Source organism: Tenacibaculum pelagium (assembly GCF_014062345.1).
Classification (GTDB): Bacteria; Bacteroidota; Bacteroidia; order Flavobacteriales; family Flavobacteriaceae; genus Polaribacter; species Polaribacter pelagius.
The window spans coordinates 746,313-764,304 of record NZ_JACGLS010000001.1; the positions used below are offsets into that span (position 1 = coordinate 746,313).

The 17,992-nt window shown below is 30.6% G+C and carries 14 protein-coding genes; 9 read left to right on the forward strand and 5 right to left on the reverse strand.

All coding sequences use genetic code 11. The annotated features are described in order from the left end of the window. Positions 1-20: 20 nt before the first annotated feature. The 7 genes from H3Z83_RS03580 to H3Z83_RS03610 all read left to right on the forward strand — a co-directional run bounded on the left by H3Z83_RS03580 (position 21) and on the right by H3Z83_RS03610 (position 6,121). Positions 21-377, forward strand: a complete 357-nt coding sequence (locus H3Z83_RS03580; RefSeq protein WP_182124092.1) for a hypothetical protein — start codon at positions 21-23, stop codon at positions 375-377. A gap of 25 nt (positions 378-402) precedes the next feature. Then, positions 403-930, forward strand: a complete 528-nt coding sequence (locus tag H3Z83_RS03585) for a phage tail protein (protein WP_182124093.1) — start codon at positions 403-405, stop codon at positions 928-930. A 162-nt stretch (positions 931-1,092) separates the two neighbouring features. Beyond that, positions 1,093-1,689 carry a phage tail protein gene (locus tag H3Z83_RS03590; protein ID WP_182124094.1) on the forward strand — a complete coding sequence of 199 codons (597 nt, stop codon included), beginning with the start codon at positions 1,093-1,095 and terminating at the stop codon, positions 1,687-1,689. Between the two features lie 29 nt (positions 1,690-1,718). After that, entirely contained in the window at positions 1,719-3,722 is a 2,004-nt protein-coding gene (locus tag H3Z83_RS03595; RefSeq protein WP_182124095.1) for a T9SS type A sorting domain-containing protein, read from the forward strand. Between the two features lie 17 nt (positions 3,723-3,739). After that, positions 3,740-3,907 carry a hypothetical protein gene (locus tag H3Z83_RS03600; RefSeq protein WP_182124096.1) on the forward strand — a complete coding sequence of 56 codons (168 nt, stop codon included), beginning with the start codon at positions 3,740-3,742 and terminating at the stop codon, positions 3,905-3,907. A 62-nt stretch (positions 3,908-3,969) separates the two neighbouring features. Continuing rightward, on the forward strand, positions 3,970-5,076 hold the full coding sequence (locus tag H3Z83_RS03605; protein WP_182124097.1) for a phosphoenolpyruvate carboxykinase (ATP): 1,107 nt from the start codon (positions 3,970-3,972) through the stop codon (positions 5,074-5,076). Then, positions 5,063-6,121 (forward strand): nucleotidyltransferase family protein, encoded by a 1,059-nt coding sequence (locus tag H3Z83_RS03610; RefSeq protein ID WP_182124098.1) that lies wholly within the window; start codon positions 5,063-5,065, stop codon positions 6,119-6,121. Before H3Z83_RS03605 ends, H3Z83_RS03610 begins: the two co-directional genes overlap by 14 nt. Here H3Z83_RS03610 and H3Z83_RS03615 read toward each other — a convergent pair. Beyond that, positions 6,105-7,457: a UDP-N-acetylmuramate--L-alanine ligase gene (locus H3Z83_RS03615; RefSeq protein WP_182124099.1), complete on the reverse strand. Its 1,353-nt coding sequence runs from the start codon at positions 7,455-7,457 to the stop codon at positions 6,105-6,107. The two genes, H3Z83_RS03610 and H3Z83_RS03615, sit on opposite strands and share 17 nt — an antisense overlap. Positions 7,458-7,635: 178 nt before the next feature. Here H3Z83_RS03615 and H3Z83_RS03620 point away from each other — a divergent pair, with 178 nt between their 5' ends. Together H3Z83_RS03620 and H3Z83_RS03625 are read left to right on the forward strand one after the other, a co-directional pair. Then, complete coding sequence (locus H3Z83_RS03620; protein WP_182124100.1) at positions 7,636-13,755, forward strand: alpha-2-macroglobulin family protein; 6,120 nt, start codon at positions 7,636-7,638, stop codon at positions 13,753-13,755. A 43-nt stretch (positions 13,756-13,798) separates the two neighbouring features. Further along, positions 13,799-14,278, forward strand: coding sequence for a porin family protein (locus H3Z83_RS03625; RefSeq protein ID WP_182124101.1), 480 nt, complete (start codon positions 13,799-13,801; stop codon positions 14,276-14,278). A gap of 33 nt (positions 14,279-14,311) precedes the next feature. On the opposite strand, the gene H3Z83_RS03630 is transcribed toward H3Z83_RS03625, so the two are convergent. From H3Z83_RS03630 to H3Z83_RS03645, 4 genes are all read right to left on the reverse strand, one after another. Then, the gene (locus H3Z83_RS03630; RefSeq protein ID WP_182124102.1) at positions 14,312-14,662 is read right to left on the reverse strand and encodes a TfoX/Sxy family protein; all 351 of its coding nucleotides are present in this window, start codon (positions 14,660-14,662) and stop codon (positions 14,312-14,314) included. Then, positions 14,662-15,183, reverse strand: coding sequence for a DUF4136 domain-containing protein (locus H3Z83_RS03635; RefSeq protein WP_182124103.1), 522 nt, complete (start codon positions 15,181-15,183; stop codon positions 14,662-14,664). Before H3Z83_RS03635 ends, H3Z83_RS03630 begins: the two co-directional genes overlap by 1 nt. A gap of 98 nt (positions 15,184-15,281) precedes the next feature. Further along, on the reverse strand, positions 15,282-16,766 hold the full coding sequence (locus H3Z83_RS03640; RefSeq protein WP_182124104.1) for a S8 family peptidase: 1,485 nt from the start codon (positions 16,764-16,766) through the stop codon (positions 15,282-15,284). 170 nt (positions 16,767-16,936) lie between these two features. After that, positions 16,937-17,935, reverse strand: coding sequence for a M28 family peptidase (locus H3Z83_RS03645; protein ID WP_182124105.1), 999 nt, complete (start codon positions 17,933-17,935; stop codon positions 16,937-16,939). Positions 17,936-17,992 lie beyond the last annotated feature (57 nt).

Below are 17,992 nucleotides of genomic sequence, written 5' to 3' on the forward strand. Positions count from 1 at the left end.
TAACCAAACTTAATTATACCATGTACACATTAGTTGTTCAAAACGATTTTAAATGGAGCATAGGTGCTTCTAACGGAGTAACTATCCCAAACCAAGGTGGCTCACACACTTTCAATAATCAAGGCTCTTTATATCTTACCGTTCCTGGTATAGGTGAAATTTGTTTTATCGATTTAGGAGATAAAAAACTAGAAGGCTACCCAATACCTAAAGAAACATGGGGTGTTTTAGTAAGAATCCATACTACGGAAGCTTACTATCGTTACGAAGGCGGAGGACAATTACACGCACTTATCGATCAATATGGATCTTTTTCTTTAAACACTACCAATGGTACAATGATACCAATATCACTGCCTGAATTAACAATTTTTTAAACTAATTAAATAAAAACTTACTATTATGGAACCATTTTTAGCACAAATAATAATGTTCGGAGGCAACTTTGCACCTAGAGGATGGGCTTTTTGCGATGGACAATTACTACCTATTGCATCATATAGCGCTCTCTTCTCAATTATGGGAACTACCTATGGTGGTGATGGAAGAACAACCTTTGCATTACCCGATTTAAGAGGTAGAGCTCCTATTCATGAAGGTCATGGACCAGGTTTACCTTCTAATTATAAAGCTGGTCAAAAAGGAGGGGTAGAGTCAGTTACTTTAAACACAACTCAAATTCCTAGTCACTCTCATACTGCTTCAACTCATGCGACTGCTCCAGTAGGAAGAGGAGAAGGAACAACATCTCCAGTTGAAGCATATCCGGCTGAAGGAGGATCATATGCTTCTGTAAACAATGTTTTAATGGCTAATAATACTGTGACTATTGGAAATACAGGAGGAAATTTATCTCATGAAAATAGACAACCATTTTTAGTTACAAACTATATAATTGCTTTACAAGGGATATTCCCATCTAGAAGTTAATTTTTGTATACAAACAGTTGCTAAAATCATAAAATTATCATTTTGAGTAATTGAAGTTAAAACACTCAAAAAGCAACAGGAAAAATACCCTAAATAACTACAATACAATTATTTAGGGTATTTTTTAGTAACTTCAACATTAACTAACTAAACTTATAAATCATGAAATTAAAAACTACTCTATTAGGAGGATTATTATTAATTCTTTTATCAATTTCAGATATTTATGCACAACAAGAAGGCTTTCTCGGTGAAGTAAAGATGTTTGCAGGTAATTTTGCTCCAAGAGGTTGGGCATTCTGTGATGGACAATTATTAGCAATCTCGCAAAACACAGCTTTATTTTCTATTTTAGGGACTACCTATGGTGGTGATGGAAGAACAACTTTTGCCTTACCAGATTTACGTGGAAGGGTATCTATTGGCCCAAGAAGAGGTCCTGGCCTAACCGATTACAGATTAGGGCAAAAAGGAGGAATAGAAAACGTTATACTAAACATAACCCAAATACCTTCTCACAGCCATAATGCTGTTTTAAGTGCAACTGCTCCTGTAGGAAGAGGAGAAGGAACAACTTCACCGACAGGAAATTACAATGCAGATGGTGGTTCTTATGCTTCAACCAAGAATACTCAAATGGCTTCTGATGCAGTAACAATTGGAAACACTGGAGGAAATTTATCTCATGAAAATCGACCACCTTATATAGCTATAAACTATATCATATGTACGCAAGGACTTTTTCCTAGTCGAAACTAAATATCAATTAACTTTTTAACTCAGTAACTATGAGATATTTACATTTAAAACTAAATGATAAAAAACAACATTCGTTCTTTATATTAGTCTTAGTTTTTTGCTTTTACACGGCAACAACTATTGCTCAAAATTTAAACTTTACATTAGATACATCAACAGGACATGGTGATAATGAAATTACCGAAACTTTAATGAATAGTGGTGATACTTATGTTTTAACTGTTTTTCATGAAGGGGGAGCTGGTAGTAACATTCAAGATGATGCAGGGAAATTTTATTTAAGTGCTCAAGGTACAGGAGGTGACTATATCATTTCAGTTACTAAAAATGGAGCTTTAATCAACTTTACTTTAAACTCATTAGATTATGATACTATAGAAACTGGTGATGTGTCACTTCAAAATCAAAGTGGCGATGTTATAGCGTCTCAAAAAACATACGCCACAGGTTCTGGTCCTATAACTATTACCAATGCTACTAATGGAACTGGAATTAGCAGTTTTAATATCATTTCTCATAGCGCTTTTACTACTGGTGGATTTAATGATTTTGCATTTCATAATATTGATATAAATATAGTCAGTACTGTTACATGGAATGGTTCTACTGATAATAATTGGAGTTCAATTTCAAATTGGAGTACTAATTCTATTCCTGCAGCTGGTGCAGATATAACTATTCCAAATAGTCTAACTAACTACCCAACAATTTCATCTGCAACTACCGCTAACAGTATTACAATCCAATCTGGTGCTTCTTTAGTAGCTAACGCAGCAGTAACTGGAAGTGTTACTTACAAAAGAACATTAACTGGTAACTGGCATTTGGTTTCTTCACCTGTAAATGGTGAAACTATCCAAGATTTAATTACCAACCATACTTTTGCTATACAAGGAGGCTCTAACATTACAATGGCACCTTATAATAACGGTGGTACTGCTTGGAATTATTATACTGCCGCTTCTACTGGAAATATAACTTCTGGTTCTGGTCTTTCCGCTAAGTTAGCATCTGCTGGAGATTTCAGTTTCACAGGAACATTAAACACCAGTAACGTAACTCCTGCAATTACTCAAGGTGGCGCAAATAATTTTAATCTTGTTGGTAATCCTTTTACATCCTATATTACTCTAGGAACATTCTTTTCAAACAACACTGGAAAATTTACTGAAGATACAATATGGATGTGGAATCAAGCAACTAATAGCTACGACCTTAAAATGTCTGGTACCGATGATGCTTTTGAAATTGCTCCTGGGCAAGGTTTCTTTGTTAGCGCAAATGCAAACACAACTATAAACTTCAATGCTAATGATCAGAGTCATCAAACTGATACTTTTCAAAGATCTGCTAGAACTGAAATTAATTTAATAGCTAATGAAAATGGAAAATCTAAATCTACCAAAATCTATTTCATAGAAGGTACTACAAAAGGGTTTGATAATGGTTATGACGGAACTGCATTTAGTACATCAAATAAGTTCGCACTGTATTCTCAATTAGTAACTGATAACCAAGGAAAAAACTATGCAATTCAATCATTACCTTTAAGTGATATTGAAAACATAGCTATTCCTATTGGATTAAATGCTTTAGCTGGTAAAGAAATTCAATTTTATATTTCTTCTAATAATTTACCTAATAATACTAAAGTATACCTAGAAGACAGACTTAATAACGAGCTTGTTGACATTACAGATACAGCTCATACAATCACTTTAAAAAATGATGTTAATGGAATTGGACAATTTTATTTACGAGCAACTTCTAAAAAAATAGATGCAACTATTGCAACATCGATTGAAGAAGTAAGTATTTATAAATCTGCACCAAATACATTATCTATAATTGGTTTACAAACTGAAAAATCCTCTTTAAAAATATACTCTTTAATGGGGCAGAAAGTTGCTGATCAAAATTTTGATTCAAATGGGTTTTCTACTGTTACGATTCCTTCATTAGCAACAGGAATCTATGTTATTGAATTGTCTTCTGAATTAGGAAAAACCAGTAGAAAAATAACTTTAGAGTAATTTTAAATCTATACATCATGAAAAAAAATACAGATAAAAAAAATAAAGAAATTTCTCGAAAAGAAGCTTTAAAGAAAATAGGAGGTTATAGTAAATATGCTGCCTTAACAGCTTTAGGAACTTACATGATCTTAAACCCTCAAAAAGCGCAAGCTCAAAGTACTCCTGAAGATCCAGGTTCATAAAATAATATATTCAATCTAACAAAACCTCGATATATATCGAGGTTTTGTTATTTTTACACGGTATGCTAGTAAAACAAATCGAAAATAAATCTATTGTTTGGTTCGAAGACAATAACGAATATATTGTTGTTGAACCTTTAGTCGCTGAAATTCTTTCGTCATTAAAAAACAACGTAGAAAAGAAAGAAATCATTACCAAACTACTTAACAGTTTAAACATTCCATATAAACAAGCTGAGAGTTTAGTATCCGACATTAAAGCTTTATTAAAAACCAACGTCAAAAAAGAATCAATTAGAGTACAAATAGAGATTCCATCTAACTTTAATTTTACAAAATTTTATCAGATTAACAACTTAATTTTTCAAGTTGATTTTCAATCTGATTATGAAATGTTTCTTGTACATCCTAAATTTTCACATTTAGAAGTTAAAACTCCAAATAACATAAATTATCACTACAAAGTTTATAGTAATAAAGAGTGCATTGGTTTTTCTGTTAATGATGTATTAATTGATACTTGGACTATAAATGATGTTCATTTTTTTCAAGGGAAATTTTCTATGAAACTAGTTGAACACCTGCATGAAAAAGAAGAAAAAGATTGGATGGGGGTTTTTCATGCTTCTGCCATAAGTAACGGAAAAAGCTCAATATTGTTTTTAGGAGATTCCGGCAACGGAAAAAGTACTTCGCTGGCATTATTACAAGCAAATGGGTTTACTTGTTTAGCAGACGACTTTGTCCCTATTGATGTTGAAAAACAAGAAGTGTTTAGCTTTCCTTCAGCAATCTCAATTAAAAAAAACAGTTTAGAAACCTTGTTACCCATATATCCGGAATTAGCTTCTACTGCTGAATATCATTTTAAGCGATTAAATAAAATTGTACGATATTTAAAACCTAACAACTCTGATTACACAAATCATTTACCTTGCAAAGCCTTAGTATTTATTAAATATAAAAAAGGCAGTGATATAAATATTAAAGAAATTTCTAATATTGATGCTTTTGAGCAATTAGTGCCTGATTCTTGGCTACCCCCCATAAAAGAAAGTGCCCAAGTTTTTTTAAATTGGTTTACTAAATTACCTTGTTATCAACTGACGTATTCTAATAATGAAAAAATGATAGAATCAGTTTCTAATTTTTTTAATGATGACCTATAAAGAAACCTTATTTTTTATTGGAAAATGCTTAACAATCTCTCATGAAAAAAAAAACTATGAAGAAGTTGAGTTAGAATTACAGTCAGGAAAAATTGATTGGGATCAAGTTGTAAAAGTTAGTACAGGTCAATTTGTATTTCCTGCTTTATATTGTAATTTAAAACGTATGAAGTTTTTACATTATTTACCAAAAGATTTGGTGGAATACATGGAACATATAACTAATTTAAATCGTGATCGTAATCAGCAAATTATAGAACAAGCCAAAGAGATTAATAAGTTACTATTATCAAATAACATCACTCCAATTTTCCTAAAAGGTACTGGAAATCTTCTTGAAGGATTATATGAAGATATAGCTGAACGTATGGTTGGTGATATTGATTTTTTAGTATCTGACTCTGAATTTAAGTCAACTATTTATATTCTTAAAAAATTTTATTACTCTGAATTTCACAAAAACAAACCTGACACAACTCTTACTAATAGGCACTACCCTAAAATGACTAAAGAAGGTAGAATTGCATCAATAGAAGTTCATTATAAAATGGTTAGCAACCTAAAAATAATTGATTTTAATTATGATTTTATTTTTCCTAATATTTTAAAAAATAAACACGGAAGTTTCTTATCTCATAAAGATAACATTATTATGACTTCTATAAATAAACAATTTAATGACAATGGGCAGTTTTTAAAAAACATTAACTTAAGAAATTCTTATGATCTATTCTTATTATCAAAAAAAGAAAACACAATAGAATCTATTAAAAAACTTAAAAACCATAAAGAATTAAACTGTTTTATATATAGCTGTTATAACATATTCAATAAACCTAAATCAATTAATTTTGACAACAATGATTCAGCTAAATTATTCTACAAAAAACAAATTCACTTATTAGACAATCCTAAATCATCTTTAAAAAAAAGAATTACAAAAGATCAATTAAAATACTCACATAGGTTCAAAACACTTCTAAAAGCTTTATATAATAAAGATTATTTTAATTATGTTCTTAACAGAATTAAATCAAAGCTTTAACCTCATCAAAATCCAAGCCACCATAATTACCAGAACTCATTAATAACAGAGCTGTTTCTTTTAAGTTCTCACTAAACAGAAACTCTTTAAACTCATTCGGATTAGTAAAAATAATTAAATCATCTCTTTCAAAAGCGTTTGCTATTTGTTGCTCAGTAACCTCTTCTAATTGTTTTATTTTTACAGCATGCGGAGAATAAAAAACCACTGCTTTATCGGCATTATCTAAAGCTCCTTTATACTCAGCTAAAAATTCTGCATTTAAACTAGAATAGGTGTGCAATTCTAAACTAGCCAATACAGTTCTATTTGAGTATTGTTTTTTAACTGCTGTAGTCGTTGCTTTTACTTTACTTGGACTATGCGCAAAATCTTTAAAAACAACAGTAGAATTATTCTCAGCTATCTTTTCTAAACGCTTACTTGCTCCTTTAAAACTAGCAATTGCTTCATAAAACTCATCTTCATCAATTCCCATGTGCTGACAAATCCATTTTGCTCCTGCCAAGTTTTGTAGATTATGATCTCCAAAAATTTCTAACGGCATATCTCCATCAGAAGTTTCTAAGTAAGTTATTCCGTTATCTATAGTGTAACTTGGTGTTTTATATGGATATTTTTTTATCGGATGGTTTGAACTCTCAACAACCTCTTTTAAAACAGTATCTTCTTCACTATAAACCATAATCCCTCCGTTAGTCAAAGAATCATTAAATATTTTAAACTGCTCTACATAATTTTCAAAAGTTGGAAATACATTGACATGATCCCAAGCAATTCCACTTAATAAAGCAATATTAGGTTTATATAAATGAAATTTCGGACGCATATCTATAGGTGAACTTAAATACTCATCTCCTTCTAAAACAATAAATTCATTTTCGTTGGTTAAATGCACCATAGTTTCAAAACCATCTAATTGTGCTCCCACCATATAATCTACTTCTCTATCATGATAATTTAACACATGTAATATCATTGAAGTTATGGTTGTTTTTCCATGAGAACCTCCAATAACAACACGAGTTTTATCTTTCGATTGTTCGTACAAAAACTCAGGATAGGAATATATTTTCAACCCTAACTCTTGTGCCTTCAATAATTCTGGATTATCCTTCTTAGCATGCATTCCTAAAATTATAGCATCTAAATCAGTTGTGATTTTTTCAGAAAACCATCCAAATTCTTCTGGTAATAATCCTCTTTTAGCTAATCGAGATTTTGACGGATCGTGAATCGTATCATCGCTTCCAGTTATTTGGTATCCTTTTTGTTGTAAGGCAATTGCTAGGTTATGCATTGCGCTTCCGCCGATGGCTATAAAGTGAATTTTCATGTTTTATTATCTATGATATAAAAATCAAAAATACAAAACCAAGCTATAATTTAAGTATCTTTAAATCGAAACTCATTGAAAAGTTATGTTCACTCACTCAAATTCTAGTTTTACAAACTTTTAATTGCTATTCGTGAAGTTATTTAAGTGATTTGAACATCGAAAAATGAACATAGTTATGAAAAAACTGACATCAATATTGCTAATGATATTATTTTCAACCTTATTAAACGCACAAGAAAACTATAAAGGTTTGTGGGGTCAAGTTCAAAAGTTTGAAGCTGAGAACCTCCCAAAATCAGCTTTAAAAGTTGTAAACACAATTTATGAGAAAGCTGAAAAAAGCAACAATTCTCCTCAGATTATAAAATCACTACTTCACAAGAGTAAATTCTCTTTGACTTTAGAGGAAAATGCGCAACTTAAAATCATCAATCAATTTAAAGAACAGATTGATAAAAATTCATTTCCAACAAAAAATATCTTAGAAAATATTTTGGCCAATTTATACTGGCAATATTTTAATCAAAATAGGTGGAAATTTTACCAGCGAACAAATACCGCTGAAAAAGTTGACGAAAATGATTTTAGAACTTGGGATTTAGACACCCTATTTGCAGAAATTCATAAACACTACCAAAAGTCATTAGAAAACGGATTATTACTACAACGAACTAATATTGATAAATTCGAAGAAATTTTACACACAGTAAAAGGTTCTAAAAAGTATCGCCCTACTCTATTTGATTTTTTAGCACATAATGCATTAAAATTTTATAAAACTACCGAAACTAATATTACAAAACCTACATATCAATTTAAGATTGACAATCCAGATTTGATTAGTACTGCTAAAGTTTTTTCAAGATTAAATTTATCAACTAAAGATAATCTTTCATTACAATTTAACACGTTAAAAATTTATCAAGAATTAATCAATTTTCATCTGAAAAACAACAATTTTGATGCTTTAGCTAGTGTAGATTTAGAACGATTACTTTTTGTAAATCAACATGGAACTTTCACTGACAAAGAACAATTGTTTCTTCAAACTTTAAAAGCTTCTGAAAAGAAATATAAAAACAATGAAGTTTCTGGTTTATACCTTTATGAAACTGCAAAAATTTATCATCAACAAGCAAATAGTAATTATCGAGATAAAAATATAGAACATCGTTTTAAAAACAAAGATGCTCTTGCTATTTGTAATCAAGTAACGGAAAAGTTTCCAAAAAGCTTGGGTGCTAAAAAGTGTGAGCTACTTAAACAACAAATAACTCACAAAACTCTTTCTGTTGTATCTGAAAAATTTATCCCTATCGATAGTTCGTCTCGTTTACTAATAACTTATAATAATATTGATGAATTATTTTTTACCACTTATAAAATAAATAGAGAACAACTAGAAGAACTAAATAAACTTAGAGCAGAAGAAGAGCGTATCCGTTTTATCAATCAACTTGAAATAGTAACAACTTGGAAAAATAAACTAAGAAACGAATTTGATTACAAATCACATACCACTGAGGTTATAGTTCCTAAACTAAATCAAGGAAACTACCTAATAGTAGCACACGAAAACAATAATATAAATACAACAGGTTTATATGCTACTGCTAATATTCAGGTAACAAATCTTGCATTGATTGAAAGCAATAATAACAATATCAAAACATATCAAGTTGTTAGTAGAAACAATGGTAAACCTATTAAAAATGCAAAATTATTAATAGAAAATAGGCAACGTAGATATGGTAAAACCATCAGAAAAGAATTAATAACTGATGCAAATGGTTTTGCTACTTTTAAAAGTAATCACACCTATTACAACGTATTTATAACTGTTACTACAAAACAGGATAAAGCTATTTTTGGTGATTATTATTTATACAAACATGAAAAACAAATTGCTGAAGAGAATAAAGATGAAACCATTATAAAACCTTTTATTTTTACTGATAGAAGTATTTATCGCCCAGGTCAAACGGTTTATTTTAAAGCGATTTTTATTCAGAAAAAAGGAGAACATTCTAAACCTTTTACAGATGAACATGTTCAAGTTTCATTAGAAGATGTAAACGGGCAAGAAGTAAAAAAGCTTGATTTAAAACTAAATGATTATGGCTCAGCTTCAGGAGAATTTATCTTACCAAATAATGGTTTAACTGGTGAGTACACTTTCTCTATTGATGAAAGTAAAAAATCAACAAGTAAATTCTATACCACTTCTAATTGGGATTTTGAACGTGATGATTATATCACTTCTATTTCTGTAGAAGAATATAAACGTCCTAAATTTAAAACTGAGTTTAAACCTATTACTAAAACCTATAAACTTAACGATAGTATTAACATAAACGGTTTTGCAAAAGCTTTTTCGGGCACTAATATTACCGATGCTAAAGTAGTTTACCGTGTTCATAGAAAAGTACAATATCCGAGTTGGTGGTATTGGCGTAGACCAGGATCTTCTTCTGAAGCACAAGAAATCATTCATGGAGTAGCTAATACAGGCGACTCAGGTAATTTTTCTATAAAATTTAAAGCAATTCCTGATAAAAGTGTACCTAAGGATAGTTCACCTATTTTTAATTATGAAATTACAGCAGACGTAACCGATATTAACGGAGAAACTCGTAGTGCAACAACTCTCGTAAAAATAGGATATCATGCTTTAATCGCTTCTTTAAAGATTCCTAATATTATAAATGTAAAAGATAGTTCACAAAAAATTGAAATCACTACTAAAAACTTAAATGGTGAATTTGCGTCTGCAAAAGGAACTATTAAAATTTACAAATTACAAGCTCCTAAAAACCCATTACGAAACAGACCTTGGAGTACGCCCGATTATCAGGATATTTCTGAAGCTGAGTTTAGAAAATTATTTCCTCATGATTCTTATACAAAAGATCAAGAAAATATAACCGATTGGAAAAAAGATAAACTTGTTTTTGAAAAGTCTTTTGATACGCAAAAGTCTAAAGAAATCATTTTGAATGATTTCAAAAAATGGAATTCAGGAAAATACATTGCTATCCTAGACACAGAAGATCGATTTAATCAACAAGTAACTGATAAAGCTATATTTTCAGTTACCAACGATTCAAATCAAACAGTTGCTGATAACCAATTATTCTTTTACAAAACCAATAAACCAACTTATAGAGTCGATGAAAATGTTTGTTTACAAGTAGGTTCAGCTTCAAAAGATGTAACTATTGTGTTGCAAACCGAAAAGAATCATAAAATTGTAAAAACACAATTAATCCATTTAAACAATAAAATAAAAGAGATAGAAATTCCAGTAATTAAAGAAGATATTGGTGGATTTGCTATCAAATATTACTTTGTTAATTACAATTCCTACAACAGTGGAATTATAAACATTGCTGTACCGAACCTTCAAGAACTTATTTCTATTGAAACTAATACGTTTAGAGACAAATTACAACCAGGAGCCGATGAAACTTGGAGTTTCACTATTAAAAACGACAAGAATAATAAAGTTTCTGCTGAAGTTTTAACCAGTATGTATGATGCTTCTTTAGATGAATTTAAACCTCATAACTGGCAATTTAATCCAATTACAACGGCAACCTATTATTCTTATGGTAGTAATGCTAATGCGCATCAAAGTTTTGGGAATGAAAATTTCAGATTTTATAACAATAAGTACATTGACTTTAATTATCAACAACAACAATATGACCAATTAAACTGGTTTGGATTACATTTTGGTAACAGTAGAAACCTTAGATTTAAAAGTAGAGTTGCAATTATGAGTGCTCCTCGTAACACAACTGTTGAAGCTACAGAAAGTGAATCTATTAACGAAGAATCTAATTCATTAGATGAAGTTGTCGTAACAGGATTTTCATCTGATACTTCATCTAAAAAAGAATTAGAAAAAATATCTTTAGATGGAATCCAAATTCGTAAAAACCTACAAGAAACCGCTTTCTTTTATCCAAATTTAAAAACCGATAAAAATGAGAATGTTACTTTCAGCTTTACAACTCCAGAAGCTTTAACTAAATGGAAATTGCAATTATTAGCCTATACCAAAGAATTACAATCGGCAACTAAAACTTTAACAGCTGTTACTCAAAAAGAGTTAATGGTTACACCGAATGCTCCTCGATTTTTAAGAGAAGGTGATAAAATCACGTTGAGTTCTAAAATATCAAACTTATCTGATAAAGATTTATCTGGTATTACTCAATTAATTTTAACGGATGCTATTACTGGTAAAGAAGTTAACTTGTTTGATAATTCAGTAAAAAACCAATCATTTACTGTTAACAAAAACGGAAACACAAATGTTTCTTGGAACTTATCAATTCATGACAATGTTCAAACTGTTCAATATAAAATCATAGCAAAGGCTGGTGATTTTTCTGATGGAGAACAAAATGTATTACCTGTTTTATCTAACAGAATGTTGGTTACCGAAACTTTACCAATGTGGGTGCGTTCAGATCAAACTAAAACATTTTCTTTAAATAAACTGAAAAACAATACCTCATCTACTTTAAAAAATCATAAGTTAACATTAGAGCTCACCTCAAATCCTGCTTGGTACGCTGTACAAGCTTTACCATATTTAATGGAGTATCCGTATGAATGTAGTGAGCAAACCTTTGCTCGTTATTATGCAAATAAACTAGCAAGTCATATTGCGAATTCAAATCCAAGAATTCAAGAAGTATTTAATCAATGGAAATCGAGTGATGCATTGTTATCGAATTTAGAAAAAAATCAAGACCTAAAATCCTTAATTATTCAAGAAACTCCTTGGTTACGTGATGCTCAATCAGAAACTGAGCAAAAAAAACGCATCGCTTTATTGTTCGATTTAAATAAAATGAAGAATGAGCAAGAAAGATCTATTAATAAACTACAAAACATGCAAATGTCTAACGGAGGTTTTCCTTGGTTTAAAGGAGGAGATTATCCGAATAGATATATTACGCAACATATTGTTAGTGGATTTGGGCATTTAAAACAATTAGGCATAAGCGATTTTAACAGCAATACAAAAAGAATGCTACTAGATGCTATCCAGTTTTTAGATATTGAAATTGAAGAGCAATACCTTAATTTATTAAAAAGAGCTGACGAGATTAAAGCTAAAAATGGTAATAAGAAGTATGAAGCTTATTTAAAACAGAATCATTTAAATTATTTTATAATTCAGTATTTATATACACGTAGTTTTTACAATGATTTTTCAATAGATCCTAAAATTAAAAACATTGTAGAATATTACACAAATCAAACCTCTAAATATTGGAATGATTATAATCTATCTGCTAAAGCACAAATCGCATTGATACATTTTAGAGCAGGTAATAAAACTATTTCTAATAAAATACTTGCTTCCTTAAAAGAGAATAGTATCAGTTCTGAAGAATTAGGAATGTATTGGAAATCGAATAAACCAAGTTGGTATTGGTATCAATCTCCTATCGAAACACAGGCTTTATTAATTGAAGCTTTTTCAGAAATTGAAAATGACACTAAAACAATTGACAACCTTAAAATATGGTTACTTAAAAATAAGCAAACCAATCGTTGGCAAACAACCAAAGCTACTACCGAAGCTGTTTATGCTTTACTGTTAAAAGGGAGTGATTGGATTTCTATAACTGATATGGTAGATGTAACTATTGGCAATAAAGCTATCAACCCATCAAAAATGGAAGATGTAAAAGTTGAAGCCGGCACCGGTTATTTTAAAACTTCTTGGAATAGCAATGAAATTGCTAACGAAATGGCAGAAGTGACTATTTCTAAAAAAGGAAAAGGAATTGCTTGGGGCGGATTATATTGGCAATATTTTGAAGATTTAGATAAAATAACCTCAGCTGAAACTCCACTAAAACTTAAAAAGAAACTATTTTTAAAAGTAAATTCAGATACTGGTAAACAACTAAAAGAAATCACACAAAACACAATATTGAAAGTAGGTGATTTAATCACTGTTAGAATAGAATTACGTTCTGATAGAGACATGGAATTTATCCATATGAAAGATATGCGTGCTAGTGGCGTTGAACCTATAAATGTACTATCTCAATACAAATGGCAAGATGGTTTAGGTTACTATGAAAGCACTAAAGATGCAGCAACAAATTTATTTTTCGATCGTTTACCTAAAGGAGTATATGTTTTCGAATACGATGTTAGAGCAAACAATGCTGGTGATTTTAGTAATGGCATAACAACGATACAAAGTATGTATGCTCCAGAATTCTCAAGCCATAGTAAAGGAACAAAAATACAAGTTGAATAAAATTTATATATTAGTACAAACAAAAAACACAAAATCAAAAATTATGAAAAAAACATTTTTAATTATCGGTTTAATCATAGCTGGAGTATTCTCGGCAAATGCTCAAGACATTTCTAAAAATGCTATTGGACTTCGTTTAGGAGACAATGATGGGTTTGGAGCTGAAATATCTTACCAACATGCTTTAGGTGATAATAACAGATTAGAAATTGATTTAGGATTAAGAAATGGAAAGAATTTTGACGGTTTCAAAGCCACAGGATTATACCAATGGGTATGGCAATTAGAAAATAGGTTTAATTGGTACGCTGGTGCTGGTGGTGGAGTTGGTCACTGGAGCTTTGACAACTCTTTAAATTTAGACTCTGAAACTGTACTTTTTGCTGCTGGTGTAGTTGGTATTGAATATAATTTTGATATTCCTTTAATGATTTCTTTAGACTATAGACCAGAAATTGGATTTAGTGGTTTTTATGACGGATTTCAATCTGATTTTGGTTTAGGACTTCGCTATCAATTCTAAAACTTGTAACTATAATAAAGTAAAAACCTCCAATTATTTGGAGGTTTTCTTTTTACTAGCTTTTGCTAAAGGGTTATAATCTAATGCTAATTGTAACCAATAGTGTAAATCTTCATCTAAATCGGTTGCTTCTTCAGTTAAAAAAACAAAACCTTTCATTGGTCTTCCTGTAAAATTCATTTTCTTGCACCCTTTCTTTAATAATGAGTCCTCATAAATATCTGGATTTATTCTTGCCATTATTTCATCTCTGTTCACTCCAACACACATTTTATCATCTATCATAAAACATAATCCTCCAAACATTTTCTTTTCATAAAACACCACATGTTTCTCTTTAAAATACTGCACTATTCTATCTGATAAAAACTCATTATACGCCATTATTTCTTCTTATTAGGTGGAAATCCTTTTAATATCTCTATTATTACTTTCTTATAATGTGCTAATCTTTCTTCGGGTGTCGTTCTTTCTTTTATTTCACTATTAGCAATTCCATTCCAAATAAGATTATTTGTTTTACTTTCAACAAAATCAACTGTTATTTCCTGATTAATTTTTCGGCTTCCAATCGGAATTCCTCCAGAAATACCAAAACCTACGTTTCCTCCACCACCAATTCCAACTCCAATAGTATTTCTTCTAATGGCTTCTCTATCTTTAGCTACAATATTTATGTAAAAATCAGGAGTATCTGACAATCTCATTCCTTTTTGTTGTAATCCTTCTGATAACTCATTTGTTATTCTTTTTACATCTAACTCATTTAAACCTTTCCCAACATCTTCAAAATAATTAAAGGTTTTATAAGTAGTAAAATCCATTTTACTGTCATAATCATATACCACTTTAGTTGAAGAACAACTCATCAGTACAAACAAGAAAAGAATCTTTAAATATTTCATTTTTTAAATTTTTTTATAAGCAATCAAGAATCATACCCTATAAAAATACAAAAAGCCTCGCGTAAACGAGGCTCTTAAGGTTAGTTAGTTGATTTTTATTATTGAACAGCCTTTAAAGCATCAATATTTCCGTATCCAAATTCAGAATGTTTATTTGGATAAAAATCAGCGGATTCTCTCATTTTTTGTAATACTTGTTCACGAGACCAAGACGGATGTTTAGACCATACTAAGGCAGCAATACCTGCAGTAGTTGCAGTAGCTACAGATGATCCACCAACATAGTTCGCTTGACCATTATAATAACTTAATACTGGTATTTTATTATCTGTTCCGTTTGTTCTTTGCATTTGTACAGTAAAATCAATTTGAGAACCTGAATGACAAACATCACATTTATTATACTGATTTTCTTTTACTCCTGTTACAGCTACGGTTTCAGACATACTTGCTGGAAAAATAACTCCATACCAAGTAGTTACTGAAGTTGATGTACCACCAGCTGCTAAAATCATTTTACCTTTACTATGTGCATACTTAACTGCATCAGAAACATTACCAATACTAAACGGATATCCTAACGACATAGAAATTACTTTTACATCACTTCTATTTGCTAAAGCTGTTAATGCTTCTACAATTCCTCTTTTTTCATGATAATCATCTATCACAACATTTTCAACTGAACGATAAGAAACTAAGTTTGCGTTATAAGCAACACCTACTGGTAAGTTATCATTATTTCTTGGTGCAGTTGCAACAGCAGCCATTTTAGTACCATGACCACATTTATCATTTACACCATCATAATTATTAGACCAAGCCCACCAAGAATCTACAAAAGTTCCATACTTCTGAACGGTTCTTCCAGAAGAATACCCATCGTTAAAGTATTGGTTCATCCATTTTTGCTCTGGTGACAAACCAGAATCAACAATAGCAACTGTAACTCCTGCTCCAGTACTATGGCTCCATGCTTGTGGAATATTGTGAGCATCAAAAGACCAAGGTACTCTTGCACCTGGAGCTACCGTACGGTAATCATTCGTACTTAAAGTAGCTGTACCATAACCACATCCAGAAGATCCTTCTGAAGAAGAACGTGCTTGATTATCAGTTGCCAAGAAGTTGTATCCTCCTGGTTCAATATATCGCACTCTAGTATCTTTTAATAAAGCTTTAATCGTTTCTTTATTAGTTACTCTAATATCAATAACATTAATTGTTTCATTAATATATAATTCAGTTTGCCCTTTAGCAGAAACGTTTTCTATGCTATGTACTAATTGAATTATTTCATTTTTAATATTTTCAGCTTCAGCACTTCTTGCAAAGTTATTTTTTGAAGTACCATAACCAATAGTTAAAATATCTTCACCCTGTTTAACAGCACTCCAAATAGTATGAGCCTCTTGATCTCCCCAATTAAAATCTCCTGTAGATTCTAATGAAGTTTTAATAATTGTGTTGATTTCTTTTTTACTTAGCAATTCTTTCTGCTGTTCAGCTATCTCTAATGTTTCGTTGTTAGAACAAGAAAACATAGCTAAAACTATAGCTAAACTTAATAATTGTTTTTTCATAATTTTGAGGGATTTTAATTTAACAATTGCGAATATAGCAAAAAATTAATAAAACTTTAACATTATCAACAAATCAACCATAAAACAAATATAAACTTGACAATTCAAATAAAACTACGTTATAAAAAAAGGGAGCTAAAAGCTCCCTTATAATTTTAAAATCTCTATTCTTATTCTTCTATTACCACTCTTGTAGGTGTATCTTTTCCATTAATAATACTTTCAGTCCCTTTTGCTACTGCTTTAACAGTTTCTGTAAGAATACCAACATCTAAAGTTTCTGCTTCATCCGATACTTTATGGTAATCTGCATCAATATCAATTGGAGTGGTTGAAAAAGTATGAGAAGGAACACCTAAACGTGCTAAAGACGCATTATCTGACCTAAAAAATAAATTGAATTTTGTATATGGATCTGGAAATAATTTATAACCCGTTCCTTCTAAATTTTTCTGAATTATTTTACCAAAATCAGACCTATCAAAACCAGTCAACCAAGCTGTTTTAGGTCCTGTTTTTGGCTCTTTACCTATCAATTCTAAATTTATCCCAGCAACAAACTTAGACGGATCAATATCTTTACCAAAATACTTAGACCCTACTAACCCCATTTCTTCTGCGGTAAAACATACAAATAAAATACTACGCTCATTTGTTCCTTTTTTTGCATAATAATCAGCCAAAGCTAAAACACCTGTAACACCAGAAGCATCGTCATTAGCTCCATTAAAAATACGATCTCCTTCTCCATCTTTCTTCTCTCCTAAATGATCGTGATGCGCTGAAATAATTACATACTCGTCTTTTTTTGTAGTTCCCTCTAATACACCTATAATATTACTCATTTCAATACCATTATGAGTAAAAGTTTGACGGTAAGAATCTAAACCTTTAAAATGTTTCAATCCTATTCTTTTATACTCGCTTTCGATATACTTAGTTGCCTTCTCCATCCCTTCAGTTCCAGGCTTACGACCTTTCATATCATCAGAAGCCAATGTATATAAATGCTTTCTTACTAAAGAAGAATCTATAACAGTAGAATTTTGTGATGTCTTTTTTGAAACCTCAACAGCTTTTTTTGCCTTATTTTGATCTTCATTCTTTACTGTTTTACAGGATACAATTGACAAAGCTCCAATAATTGAAGCGTATATTATTTTTTTCATCTTATTTATTTTAAAAGGTTAAATATAGCCAATTAAATATTTAAAAGAATATTCGTT

Coding starts and splice junctions, on each gene's coding strand:
- H3Z83_RS03645 (WP_182124105.1), bottom strand. CDS start 17,935: ATGAAAAAAATAATATACGCTTCAATTATTGGAGCTTTGTCAATTGTA.
- H3Z83_RS03600 (WP_182124096.1), top strand. CDS start 3,740: ATGAAAAAAAATACAGATAAAAAAAATAAAGAAATTTCTCGAAAAGAA.
- H3Z83_RS03620 (WP_182124100.1), top strand. CDS start 7,636: ATGAAAAAACTGACATCAATATTGCTAATGATATTATTTTCAACCTTA.
- H3Z83_RS03580 (WP_182124092.1), top strand. CDS start 21: ATGTACACATTAGTTGTTCAAAACGATTTTAAATGGAGCATAGGTGCT.
- H3Z83_RS03635 (WP_182124103.1), bottom strand. CDS start 15,183: ATGAAATATTTAAAGATTCTTTTCTTGTTTGTACTGATGAGTTGTTCT.
- H3Z83_RS03630 (WP_182124102.1), bottom strand. CDS start 14,662: ATGGCGTATAATGAGTTTTTATCAGATAGAATAGTGCAGTATTTTAAA.
- H3Z83_RS03625 (WP_182124101.1), top strand. CDS start 13,799: ATGAAAAAAACATTTTTAATTATCGGTTTAATCATAGCTGGAGTATTC.
- H3Z83_RS03605 (WP_182124097.1), top strand. CDS start 3,970: ATGCTAGTAAAACAAATCGAAAATAAATCTATTGTTTGGTTCGAAGAC.
- H3Z83_RS03585 (WP_182124093.1), top strand. CDS start 403: ATGGAACCATTTTTAGCACAAATAATAATGTTCGGAGGCAACTTTGCA.
- H3Z83_RS03610 (WP_182124098.1), top strand. CDS start 5,063: ATGATGACCTATAAAGAAACCTTATTTTTTATTGGAAAATGCTTAACA.
- H3Z83_RS03615 (WP_182124099.1), bottom strand. CDS start 7,457: ATGAAAATTCACTTTATAGCCATCGGCGGAAGCGCAATGCATAACCTA.
- H3Z83_RS03640 (WP_182124104.1), bottom strand. CDS start 16,766: ATGAAAAAACAATTATTAAGTTTAGCTATAGTTTTAGCTATGTTTTCT.
- H3Z83_RS03590 (WP_182124094.1), top strand. CDS start 1,093: ATGAAATTAAAAACTACTCTATTAGGAGGATTATTATTAATTCTTTTA.
- H3Z83_RS03595 (WP_182124095.1), top strand. CDS start 1,719: ATGAGATATTTACATTTAAAACTAAATGATAAAAAACAACATTCGTTC.